Genomic DNA, 11332 nt, shown 5'->3' with positions numbered 1-11332 from the left:
AGGATGCGCTCCACCATGCTCAAGCCACAACTCGATTGGATTGATGTCGATCCTGCGCATTGAGATCATTGATATCGATCGCGTCCATGCTTATAGAGAACGGGACGAGACGCAATTTACTTTTTGTTGGGACCGGTATAACAATTTCTCATGTCGAAGGACTATCGCAGGCTTCCGTTGAGCGCCCTTCGAGCATTGAGGCGGCGGCACGGCATCTGAGCTTTACCAAGGCTGCCAACGAGCTCCCGGTTACCCAGGCGGCAGTCAGCTGCCACATCCTGACGCTGGAGGACCACCTCCAGGTCCAGCTGTTCAACCGTGGCAACCAGAAGGTCTCGCTGTCGGCCCCCGGCGAGGAGTTGGTCGAGGCTGTGACGCTGAGCCTCTGGCACATGGCGGCAGCCTTTGACAGCGTGCAAGGCGGCAGAGGGCCCAGCCCCTGATTGTCGGATGCCGATGTCGTTCGCGACCGTCGAAACCGTCCGTGCCGGCGCGGGGCGCGCTCGAGCGAGACCAGATGGAGATCGACCTTCGGATTGACGGCGACGAAATTGCCGATCCGGCGGCTCATGAACAGTCGCCGTCAGAGATCCCGGAAGCGTCCCAGCAGATGGAAAGCAACTGCGCGCGCCAGGCTGTTGCGGGCTTCTCCTTTGTGAAGTTCGCCGGTGACGAGCTGGCGGAGCGCAAGGTCGTGGAACCATCTCAATGTGTAAATAGCCTGCGTTCGATGCAACAACCCGGCGCGAGCTCGGACCGATTAGACAGATCTGGCAAACGGTATCGCTGATCGCTTCGATGACAATCTGTCACTTTCGGCGCTTGTCCCCATCCAAGATCTGGATATCAGACTAGCATGCGTGGGATCGTTCGATCCCAGGTCTTGGCGAAGACTTCGGTGTCGTTTTCAAAGGCCTTAATCTGACCCACAAACAAAAAATTGTCCTTGGTCGAGCTAAAAGTTAGGCGACCCTCGATGCGGCAGTCCCAATCGCCGCGTTTGTAGACCTTGACGTATTGTGCGTCGCTCTTGGCGCTGGTGGGATCGTGATCAAATATTTCTTTGACCTCGCTTTCTGTCAACGACAACTCGGTGCCGATCGCATCAATCCTGTATCGCCCGGTGCCATAGGCGTTGCGTATTGTAAGTTTGCCCGTTGCGGCATCCCATTCAGCGTCCCGGGTTGGCTTCGGCGCTTCTTGCAAAATGGTTCGTCCGGAGGTTGGCTCTGGAACAAAGGCCGGGCCGAAAGGCTTCAATTCGCTGTCCTCCGCCTTTGGCGGTCGTACCGGCAACTCGAGCTCGGACCGACCGGCGTAGAGCGTCAGGGTCACGGGCTCCGGTGATGGCCAGTATGCCGGCCAATGTGAAGTCGCCACGGTAACACGAATTCGTTTACCCGCATTGAAAACATGGGCGCAGTCCTGCAGTGCTAACCTGATGCGATAGCGTTTGCCGGGCTCCACCGGTTGAGGAAACTCGTGACTGTCTCGGTGGGCAAGATTCAACACATTATAAGCGACTCGCTTTGAACGGCCGTCCGGATCGACCTCATTGAGTGTAACGGCGAGGAACGCAACCGGCCTGTCGACCGCCAGATCGAGGGTCACTACCGGCCCGCCGAGTATCTCGAAGCCGCCCTTGAGCGGCTCGGAATCGAACGTCAGTGAGCGAGCGTCATCAATTCGCTGATCGGTAGGGGATTCCTCGGCACTTCTCCACCACCATCCAGGCGCCGTTATGCCGACCGTCTGCAAAGGCTTGAGAACACGTGCCATTTCAGCACCGGCATGGTTCTCCAGCCCGTCTTTGGTCAGATAGAGTTTGCGCGCCGCTATGCGCGCGGAAGGCCAGCTATCCTCGGCCACCCACCGGCCGGGGATCTCCCACCGGTCGGAAGTCTGGTGTATGCCGAGCATCGCCGGCTCTTGCTGCATCCAGACCCGGTACATCGGCTCGTCCATAATGCCCGTATCGGTATCCTTGAGCCAGTGATCCCACCAGCGCAGCGACTCGGTGAGCCAGTCTATCGCCGGCCCCGGACCTGGGCCGTCAGCGTTCGGATATTGGTGTCCCCAAGGGCCCACAAGTCCCTTGCGCGGACATTTGAGGTTGGCGAGCATGCGCGGAACCGTACGGCGATACTGATCGAACCAGCCACCAACTGCATAGACGGCGCATTCAATGGCACCATAATCTTCACTGATTGACCCTTGCTTCCAGAAAGCATCGCGGTGCTGGTGGGTAAGCCAGCCGACGGTATAAAAGTCCAGGTTATTGAGACGCTCCATCCACATGTCGCGCCAGCGGTCCCCAACGATTGCTGGATCGGGTGGACTTGCACAAGAAGCGGGGTAACGGAGACCCCATGCAGTTCCGAACGCGTCCTCCATAATCATGCCACCGGTGTAGGGCGTATCATCAAGGTAACGATCGTCTGTCGAGCAAACCGTGATGATCGCTTTGAGTTCGGGCGGACGGCGGGCAGCCACTTGCAGTGCGCTAAAACCGCCCCAGGAGATCCCAAACATACCGACCTTGCCCGTACACCAGGGCTGCTTAGCCAGCCACGCGATGATCTCGACGCCGTCGTCCTGCTCCTGCTTAACCCATTCGTCCATCGGCAGGCCTTCGGAATCCCCGGAACCGCGAATGTCCGGACGCACGCAAGCATATCCAAAAGAGGCCAAGTAGGGGTGGAAGGTTTCTTCATGAAGGCGCCTGCTGTCGCGCTTGCGGTAGGGGATATATTCCATAAGCACTGGCACCGGATTATGCTCGGCGTCATCCGGCAGCCACACGCGCGCCGCAATCTTGGTACCATCGGACATCGGAATCCAAATGTTTTCGATTTCACGCACTGTGCGCGGACCTGTTCGTGCCTTGGTCGATGAGGTTTGAGCACTGATTGCCGTGACCGCAGATGCGCTGGTAGGAAGCGCCGCGCTCTCATCCCCAGGGGCCTCGCGTCGAGTTGCCGAGATCTTGGTATTGCTCATTCAAACATCCCTCCGCTCAGGGCCGACAAATCGGGATGGCGGCACAGTTGGCGTCTACGTCCTCTCCGACGGCGACGATATGTCCACAGTCAGAACCTGAATTCGCGGAAAGCACACCGAGAACCCGAACCGGGCCGCGGCGGCGTCCTGCGATTTTCGAGACCTGGACAACTTTTCACGCTTTTCGAATACCAAGCGACCCGCCTGTTGATGTCAGTATTGTTTATACCCGCAGGGGCTACACGGATCAGAACTTACTCGCTTGGGTCGGATTGGGATGCCATGAAGATATTCTAGCTTACCGAAACCGCCGCACCGGTCACTTCCATTACGTCGAGTAAGGTCGCTTGCGAATTCACTGTTCAGCCCCGCATTAGATTAATCCTTTCGAGCTACTTCTCTGTCTTGGTGGTAAAGGCGACGCTAACGGGTGGGATGTATTAGAACAACCGGACAAAAAGTTATCCGTCACAACATTAAATGTTATTAGACAAAAGGCCGGTTGATACTTGGGGGGGCGGAACGGGTGCTCCTAACCGAGAGAACTAGACCGACCGCGTTGTATGTCGGCGAAAGATGGTCAAGGTAAGAGGGCGATTATGACATGTCACCAAGGTCGGGTTTCAACCGGGAACGGCAATTCCCGTAGCGGGAAATGGCATCTGAAGCTGTGCTCCGTATCATTTAGGCTTGCTAAAGGTTCGGGGAACACGCGATGACAGATATCCTGCGCATAACGGCAACGTGTATGGAACTCGCAGCCAGATGGTCGCCGAAACAGGCTCGGCACCTCACCCTTGAGTTCTATTCGGTTCAGCGTCGCATCCGGATCCGGCTCGGGATTGGCCGCAAGCAGCGCCTCGGTATAGGGATGACTCGGCTGATCGAAGATACGCTCGGTCGTGCCGACCTCAATAAAGCGACCGAGATACATGATCGCCATACGATCGGTCATGTGACGGACCACGTTAAGATTGTGCGTTATGATCAGGATCGCCATGCCGAGTTCGTCCTGAAGCCGCGCGAGCAGATTGAGCACCTCGCCTTGCACTGAGACGTCGAGACCCGCGGTCGGCTCGTCGGCAACAAGTACGTCTGGGTTCAACGCGAGGGCACGCGCGATGCCTACGCGCCTGGCCTGACCGCCGGAAAGTTGATGGGGGTAGCGGCGAGCAAAATCCGCCGGCAAGCCGACCATGCGCAGCAGGCGGTCCGCTTCGCCACCGGCATCGGGGTGCTTGAATCCATGGATGCGAGAAGGCTCTGTCAGGAGCGATCGAACCGTCAACCGCGGCGAGAGAGAGCCGACGGGATCCTGGAACATCATTGCCATGCGCCGTAAATAGGGCTTGCGTTCGGCCCCGCTGAGCGCCTGAATTTCCTGTCCGTCGAAGCGGATGCTGCCACTCACAGCCCGCTGCAAGCCCATAATCGTGCGAGCGATGGTGGATTTGCCTGAGCCACTTTCACCGACAAGGGCCAGCGTCTCGCCCTTGCGGATTTCAAAGGACACACCGCATACCGCGTCAATGAAAGGGACTTTCGTCCCAGTTGCCAGCGCCTTCAGCGGACCCATGGTGCGGAAGCGGACGCGCAGGTCCTCAACCCGAAGCAGCGCAGTCATGCCGACACCAGCTGCTTTTCGTCGAGAAGATGGCATCGAGCAACTTGCTCCACGCCGATGCGGTACTCGATCGGGTTCTCTTGCGCACAGCGATCGAATGCCTGCGGGCACCGCGTGCGAAAGATACACCCCTGCTTACTGCCCAGAAGACTCGGCACCTCGCCGGGGATGGTCGGCAAAGTGCGTGTGCTTTTCTTGATCCGCCCAGGATCGCACTCAAGCAGCGCGCGCGTGTAGGGGTGAGCAGGATTGTGGAAGATGTCCCGAACGGGCCCCTCCTCCACCACTTCGCCGGCATACATGACGGCGACCCTGTCGCACAACTCAGCCACCGCGCCGAGGTGGTGGGAGACGAAGAGAATCGAGCAGCCGATCTCCTTTTGCAGATCCTTGAGCAGATGAATGATCTGCACTTCCAAGGTCGCATCAAGCGCGGTGGTTGGCTCGTCGGCGACGAGGAGCGCTGGTTTCACCAGCAGCGCCATGGCAATGCAAACACGCTGACGCATGCCGCCAGAGAAGTGATGCGGATAGGCGCCGATACGGCTTTGGGGATCGGGAATTCCGACCCGGTGAAGCATCTCGAGGGCACGAGCGCGCTTTTCGCTGCGGCTTCCTTGGTCGTGGTGCTGAATATCGATCATCTGGCTCTCGATGGTCCGCACCGGATTGAGTGCGGTCATCGGATCCTGAAAGATCATGGAGAGACGATCGCCGAGCAAGTTCCGACGCGCCTGAGCGGGCATTTTGAGCAGGTCTTTACCTTCAAACAGGATACTGCCGGCGGTCACATCTGCATTTTCAGAAAGCAGGCCCATTACGGTATATGCGAGCGTCGACTTCCCGGATCCGCTTTCGCCGACTATGCCAACCACTTGTGCGGCTGGCACGTCGAGAGAAACGTTTTGCAGGGCGTGGACGCGCCCACGAGGTGTGCCGAAATCGAGATTTAGGTCACGAATCTCAAGAAGCGGCCGGGCGGACTTATGCTGTGTCAGATCCTCGCGTCTCATAAGTCTTTCCGCAATTTGGGATCAAATATGTCACGCAGCGCCTCGCCCAGGAACGTGAAGCCAAGCGTTGCCAGGACGATCGGAATGCCGCCGGCAATGATCAACCAAGCCGTCTGGTTGATGTAGCCATAACCATCGTTGAGGATAGCTCCCCAATCAGGCGTTGGTGGTCGCACGCCCATGCCGAGAAAGCTGAGACCCGCCTCTACGGCGATCACGGCCGGCACGTCCATGCTCACTAGAATGAGAAGCGGGCCGAGGACATTGGGAAGTACGTGCACGGCCAGAATGCGCGTCGTGCCTGCGCCCATGCTGCGCTCCGCGGCTATGTACTCACTGCTACGCAGCGCTTCTGTCTGGGTGCGCACGACACGCGCGTAAATGGGCATGGACGTTATCGAGATGACGAGAATGACACTCGCCAGACTTGGTCCCAGAAGCGCGATCATGGCCAGCGCGAAAATGATACTGGGAAACGATCGGATCGTGTCGAAGAAAAGCAAAAGCAAATTGTCGAGCCAGCGGGGGCCGAAGCCTGCGATCAAACCAAGGACCAGGCCGACGGCTAGTGAACTACCGAGAGAGGCGAAGGCAACGAATAGCGGGATGCGTCCGCCCATGATGGTGCGAGAAAACGTGTCGCGGCCCAGTTGGTCCGTGCCCAGCAGAAAGTCCAGTGATGGCGCGGCCAGACGCGGCCCGACCATGATCCGGGTCGGATCGTGCGTGACAATCAGCGGAGCGAAGATCGCGCTGGCGAACACGAGCACGACGAGCACGGCTCCAAGCACGCCTAGACGGTTCTTTCGTAATTGCCGCAGGAAGGTGCTAAAGGCGCCGGTATCAATGGGATCGTTGGCGTCTCGAGAGATGGCTTCAACCCTTACCATGTCAGAGCTTTTCCCGGGTTCGTGGATCGAGGAACGCATTCACAAGGTCCGAGAGCGTCGTGGCGACAACGATAAGGAACGTGGTGACGAGCACGACGCCCATCACTATTGGATAGTTGCGCGTATTGACCGCGTTCACGATCAACGCGCCGATGCCAGGTCTCGCAAAAACCACTTCGATAAAGACAGCGGACGAAAGCAGCCACGCGATGCCTACCCCGAGTATGGTCACAGCCGGCAGGATCGCGAGCGGCAGCGCATAACGCGCTACAATGCGCCATTCCGAGATCCCGAAGGAGCGGGCCATCCGTATGTGGTTTTCCCCCAGGACCTCGAGCATGGATGCGCGCACCAGTCGGGAGATGTAGCCGACCCAGCCAATCCCTATGGCGAAAGCCGGGAGGACGAGATAGATAAGCCCACCCCAGAATCCATTGCCGACACCGATTGCTGGCAGCCAGCGCAGCGTCACGGCAAATATCAGCAGCGCGTAGACAGCTATGACGAACGACGGAATGGCGATTGTAGCGACCGCCATGACTCCAACGATCTGGTCGATCACCGAGTTGCGCCTAATGGCCGAATAACAGCCAAGCGGCACTGCGATCGCGACAGCCCATAAGATCGAGACGAAGATCAGTTCGATCGTATAGGGCAATTGCTCGAAGACAATGTCGGCAACAGGTCTCTGGCTGAACACATCAATACCGAGATCGCCATGGAACACCTTGCCAAAAAAAATGGCGAGCTGCAGGGCAAGGGGCTTGTCCAGCCCCATTTGTTGATGGATCTGCGCCTTCATCTCTGGGGTCGCTCGTGGGCCGAGCAAAGTTACCGCAGGATCGCCCGGCACGGCATGGATCATCAGAAACAGAAGTGTCACCGCGATCGTAATGATTGCGATCGCCAAGACAAAACGTCTTAGCAGATAGAGTCCCATGACAGTCCGGCCCGATAGTTATGCAGACACTGGCTTAAAATGGACGTAGAGTGGTATCCCATCCGGACGCGTCGCAGGCTGAACTTTGGTCGTCCGGTACATGAGTGCCATGGCATCATTCGTAAGGAAACGATACGCGCCAGACTCTTCCATTAAGTCCTGCATTTCGTAATAGAGCTTGGCTCGTTCTATTGGGTCACTGATTGTTACGGCCTTCGCACTCAGCTCATCAAACCGCTCGCTACGGAAGCGCTCCCAGTTCCACACACCAACCTGTTCGCGCACGAAGTAAGTTGTTGAAAGATGGGGGTCCGGACTGGAGGAGAAGTGCATCAGGTTGAGCTGCAGGTCCTTCCATCGATCACCCTCCGACTCCATGCCGGTCGACCAAAACGAGCCGGGATCTTGGGCGTTGACCTCAACCGTGATGCCAATTTGAGACAATTGGGCCTGCACGACCTGGGCGATTGTTGAGTCGGTGCTGTCGTTCAGGCAACTGAGGGTTAAGGTCAACTCGGCCAATCCGGCCTTCTGAAGAAACTCTTTGGCTTTCTCGAGATCTCCTTCTGGGGGGATGAGCGCCTTTTCTCGATGTCCGACCATGCCCGGGGCTATCGTACCCGTCGCCACCAGCGCTTGGCCTGCGTAGGCAGCATCCAAAATCTGCGGCACGTTGATCGCCCATTGAACCGCTTTGCGGACATTGATGTCCTTCAGCTTCGGGTGATCTATATTCATCCCGATCCAGACGTAGTTGATCGAGGGAAATTTCTCTATCCTTGTATCTTTGGGCGGCGCAGCCTTCAAAGTGGCCAGCGAGTCGAGACTGATCGCAGTATAATCAATATCGCCCGCTTGGTAGGCGCGTTCCGCAGCCTTATCGTCGGTGACAGTCAAAATGCGGATTTCATCAAAGCCGGGTTTTTCGCCACCCCAGTCCGGATTCCGACTCAAAAGGAGGTACTGATCTTTCTTCCACTCAGCGAGGACATACGGGCCGGAATAGGCTGGCGGAGTAGTGCCGAAATTGCCACCACCCTTTGCGGCCTTCATGACTGCATCCTCGGAAACGATCTGGCCAACGCCATGAGGAAATGAGCAGGTCCAGACCGGCACGTAGGGAGTTTTGAAAATCATTACACCTGTATAATCATCCTCGATTTCAACACGATCAAGCGATCCCCATTCTACTTTGACCGGTGTGTTGTTTCTGACGATACGCTCGAACGAGAATTTGACGTCCTTGGCGGTCAACTCGCCATGACCGCCCGTGAATTTCATGCCCTTCTTGAGACGGAATCGAATATGCGTGGGGTCGACCTGCTCTATGCTTTCCGCCGTATCCCGCTCCCAGCCAAATTCCGAACCCGGCTTGAATTGGGTGAGCTTCGAATAGATGCAGTTCATCACGTCCACTTCGACTTGTGATGTATAGTATGCCGGATCGAGAGTGTTTGGCTCGCTTGGCGAACGCGCGGACAGCACCTTGCCTTCGGCTGCCCATATGGCCCGCGATAGGGGCATGCCGGCAGCGACACCTCCACAAAGCACGGCACCGGTCCTGAGAATTGACCGGCGACTCAGGTCCCCTATCGTATATTTCATGATCCGCTCCTCCCAATCCGATTGTTTTGGATGGTCTTTGGCTAGGACGGCTAAGCGGTCCAGCGTAGCCCCCCGGCAATTTTTAAAGAACTGTACGGGCGCGGGTGAAACAGGACAACGGAACAAAAAGTTATCGTGCTCAGCACTAAATGTTATCGAATGGTAGTGACTCTGGGGGCCAGGTAATAGGGACCGGTAATTTCTCTTGGGTCACACGGGTTGTTGGCTCGAGCAGTCGATCAGCATCGTATTGATCGGAGACAAAGCGATGGCGGTGGAGTGGACGGTTACGATCGAGGGCCGCAACGAATTTGGCGACACATGCCGAAAGGGTCCGCATAGACAAGCGCTGGGAGGGCCAGTTCGACGGCGACATCGGCTTGTCGATCGGCGACAGCAAGAAGAGAAGATCATGGCAGCCCTGCAGAAGGCGGTCGTGAATCATGAGGCGGAGACGTACGCTCTTCTTCGCCGGGTTTGCCCGTATTGCCATACGTTCCGACCGGTCAAGGACTACACGACACACCGGAACCGAACCATCTTCGGCACCGTTGAGGTTCGCAATCCCCGATGGAAGCTGTGCCGGGATGCCATCCGGGGATGGTCGGTGCCTTCGCGCCGCTGAAGGCGATCGAGAAGCGCGAATGGTCGTCGACCACGGTAAGCGGATGCCGCCGGCAGGCGCGCAAGACAACGTGGCCCTTGAAGTCAGCGCCCGCTCGAAATTCATGGCCGGTTTTGCGTTGGCAACGACTTGCCTTCCCTCGCTCGGCGTGGGCGTCGGTTTAAGCTCGGTGAGGTTCACCGGGGTTCGACGGCGTGCTGCTGACCCGCATTGGCGGGGGGCCTGACGCGGCGTTCGGCTTGTCGCCCTGGGCCGACATGATTCCAGCGGAACGCTGCCGGCGGCGGCACCAAACGCAACGTCGGCCCTACACGCGTGGAGGGTTGCGCCCCCCGCGATCCCGTACGCGGTCACCCCCAACCGGCAGGGTACCGGGAACGCGGGCTCTTCCAAGGATGGCAGCGTATGTGGCGGCCTCGCAAGTTACGTCTGACAGAAGAACGTCGCCATCAAATGGATGACCTGGTGAACCTGCAGCGGCCTGCGGATGATCGGCGCATCGCTGAACTCTTCGGGGATATCGGCACTGTTCATTCCAACAATGAATACAAAGGGTATGTTTCGCCTTACCAGATGTCGCGCTACGGCGAACGTGGTTTCGCCGTTCAATTCGACACTCAGTACCACGCCCTCGACCGGGCTGATCGCCATTGCGGCGTCAAGCGCATCCTCGATGGTGAGAGCCGGGAACCTGGTCACGGCGCCGGCTTTCTCGAGCTCATCATTGATAGCAAACGCTGCGGCCAGGTCAGAATCTGCGACGAGGATGCGCCGCCCGGTAAGCTGGTAGTTTGACAACAAGTGCTACCTTCGCGAGTTCATCGGCGACTTGCGTTTCCCGCGTTCCTGAACAGGGGCAAGCGTTTGGCCGGGAGCTTTGCACCGCTTATCCAAGCAGGCGTTCTTCGAAAGGATAGGACGAGAGCAGTTCGTAGCCACCGGCGGTCACAAGTACCTGCTCTTCGAGTTTTACGCCGTCCCGTTCGCCAACCGCGCCGATATAACTTTCGACACACACGACCATGCCCTCCTCGAGCGCCGCGTCGTAAGCGATCGGTCCGCGAAAACGCGGCTTGACCTGAGGATATTCATCGCACATGCCCACCCCGTGTATGACGCAAGGGTAAGCCTGTTCGCGGAACTCTTCCGGAACCGGCCAAGCGGAACCCTGGAGCTCCCTCATGCTCATGCCGGGCCGAATCAGTTTCAGGTTGGTTTGAATCTCTTCATATGCCAGTTGGTAGAGCTGCCGCTGACGATGGGTAGGCGGCTGGTCGCCATAGTAAAAAGTCCGCGAAACGTCGCAGAAGTAGCCGAAGGGGCCAACCATGTCGGTATCGAAGCCTACCAGGTCACCCGGCTCGATGACACGCTGCGTGGCTTCCTGAAGCCAAGGATTGATGCGCGGGCCCGAAGCCAGCATGCGACCCTCGTGCCACCCGCCCATGTTCGAAAGGTTGGTGTAGTTCAGTATGCCCCAAAGCTGGACCTCGGTCACGCCTAGCCCCATGCTGGCCTGCATGCGCGCGATACCATGCTCGGCGACAGCGCAAGCCCATCGGATGCACGCCACCTCGTCATCGGATTTGATGACCCTCGCGCCCTCGACAAGGTCGACGGCATCGATAACCTCTA

Annotated in this window: 10 protein-coding genes; 3 read left to right on the top strand and 7 right to left on the bottom strand. The window is 58.0% G+C overall.

Features of this window, described 5'->3' with window-relative positions; all coding sequences use genetic code 11:
* Positions 1 to 86: 86 nt before the first annotated feature.
* Together O7A70_RS33020 and O7A70_RS34425 are read left to right on the top strand one after the other, a co-directional pair.
* Positions 87 to 443, top strand: a complete 357-nt coding sequence (locus tag O7A70_RS33020; protein WP_337144084.1) for a LysR family transcriptional regulator — start codon at positions 87 to 89, stop codon at positions 441 to 443.
* A 74-nt stretch (positions 444 to 517) separates the two neighbouring features.
* Positions 518 to 790: a hypothetical protein gene (locus O7A70_RS34425; RefSeq protein ID WP_442921251.1), complete on the top strand. Its 273-nt coding sequence runs from the start codon at positions 518 to 520 to the stop codon at positions 788 to 790.
* A 56-nt stretch (positions 791 to 846) separates the two neighbouring features.
* Here O7A70_RS34425 and O7A70_RS33010 read toward each other — a convergent pair whose 3' ends face one another.
* The 6 genes from O7A70_RS33010 to O7A70_RS32985 all read right to left on the bottom strand — a co-directional run bounded on the left by O7A70_RS33010 (position 847) and on the right by O7A70_RS32985 (position 9072).
* Complete coding sequence (locus O7A70_RS33010) at positions 847 to 3000, bottom strand: CocE/NonD family hydrolase (RefSeq protein ID WP_337144082.1); 2154 nt, start codon at positions 2998 to 3000, stop codon at positions 847 to 849.
* A gap of 607 nt (positions 3001 to 3607) precedes the next feature.
* Entirely contained in the window at positions 3608 to 4624 is a 1017-nt protein-coding gene (locus O7A70_RS33005; RefSeq protein WP_337144081.1) for an ABC transporter ATP-binding protein, read from the bottom strand.
* Positions 4621 to 5637 (bottom strand): ABC transporter ATP-binding protein, encoded by a 1017-nt coding sequence (locus O7A70_RS33000; protein WP_337144080.1) that lies wholly within the window; start codon positions 5635 to 5637, stop codon positions 4621 to 4623. The genes O7A70_RS33005 and O7A70_RS33000 overlap by 4 nt, the downstream gene beginning before the upstream one ends.
* A complete protein-coding gene (locus O7A70_RS32995) occupies positions 5634 to 6566 on the bottom strand; it encodes an ABC transporter permease (protein WP_337144079.1) in 933 nt (310 codons plus the stop codon). Before O7A70_RS32995 ends, O7A70_RS33000 begins: the two co-directional genes overlap by 4 nt.
* Positions 6529 to 7467, bottom strand: a complete 939-nt coding sequence (locus O7A70_RS32990) for an ABC transporter permease (RefSeq protein WP_337144078.1) — start codon at positions 7465 to 7467, stop codon at positions 6529 to 6531. The genes O7A70_RS32995 and O7A70_RS32990 overlap by 38 nt, the downstream gene beginning before the upstream one ends.
* An 18-nt stretch (positions 7468 to 7485) precedes the next feature.
* Positions 7486 to 9072 carry an ABC transporter substrate-binding protein gene (locus O7A70_RS32985; protein WP_337144077.1) on the bottom strand — a complete coding sequence of 529 codons (1587 nt, stop codon included), beginning with the start codon at positions 9070 to 9072 and terminating at the stop codon, positions 7486 to 7488.
* 1078 nt (positions 9073 to 10150) lie between these two features.
* Between O7A70_RS32985 and O7A70_RS32980 the strand changes: the two genes are divergently transcribed.
* Positions 10151 to 10492, top strand: coding sequence for a hypothetical protein (locus tag O7A70_RS32980; protein WP_337144076.1), 342 nt, complete (start codon positions 10151 to 10153; stop codon positions 10490 to 10492).
* Between the two features lie 91 nt (positions 10493 to 10583).
* Here the strand turns inward: O7A70_RS32980 and O7A70_RS32975 are convergent.
* Positions 10584 to 11332: M24 family metallopeptidase (locus tag O7A70_RS32975; RefSeq protein WP_337144075.1), on the bottom strand; the 749-nt coding region annotated here is incomplete at its 5' end.

It is taken from the genome of Mesorhizobium sp. Cs1299R1N1 (genome assembly GCF_037179655.1).
Classification (GTDB): Bacteria; Pseudomonadota; Alphaproteobacteria; order Rhizobiales; family Rhizobiaceae; genus Mesorhizobium; species Mesorhizobium salmacidum.
Note: the sequence above shows the minus strand (reverse complement) of the source record. Positions and strands in the feature narration are given on the sequence as shown.

Coding starts and splice junctions, on each gene's coding strand:
- O7A70_RS32980 (WP_337144076.1), top strand. CDS start 10,151: ATGGATGACCTGGTGAACCTGCAGCGGCCTGCGGATGATCGGCGCATC.
- O7A70_RS33020 (WP_337144084.1), top strand. CDS start 87: ATGCTTATAGAGAACGGGACGAGACGCAATTTACTTTTTGTTGGGACC.
- O7A70_RS33010 (WP_337144082.1), bottom strand. CDS start 3,000: ATGAGCAATACCAAGATCTCGGCAACTCGACGCGAGGCCCCTGGGGAT.
- O7A70_RS34425 (WP_442921251.1), top strand. CDS start 518: ATGGAGATCGACCTTCGGATTGACGGCGACGAAATTGCCGATCCGGCG.
- O7A70_RS33005 (WP_337144081.1), bottom strand. CDS start 4,624: ATGACTGCGCTGCTTCGGGTTGAGGACCTGCGCGTCCGCTTCCGCACC.
- O7A70_RS32995 (WP_337144079.1), bottom strand. CDS start 6,566: ATGCGTTCCTCGATCCACGAACCCGGGAAAAGCTCTGACATGGTAAGG.
- O7A70_RS32990 (WP_337144078.1), bottom strand. CDS start 7,467: ATGGGACTCTATCTGCTAAGACGTTTTGTCTTGGCGATCGCAATCATT.
- O7A70_RS32985 (WP_337144077.1), bottom strand. CDS start 9,072: ATGAAATATACGATAGGGGACCTGAGTCGCCGGTCAATTCTCAGGACC.
- O7A70_RS33000 (WP_337144080.1), bottom strand. CDS start 5,637: ATGAGACGCGAGGATCTGACACAGCATAAGTCCGCCCGGCCGCTTCTT.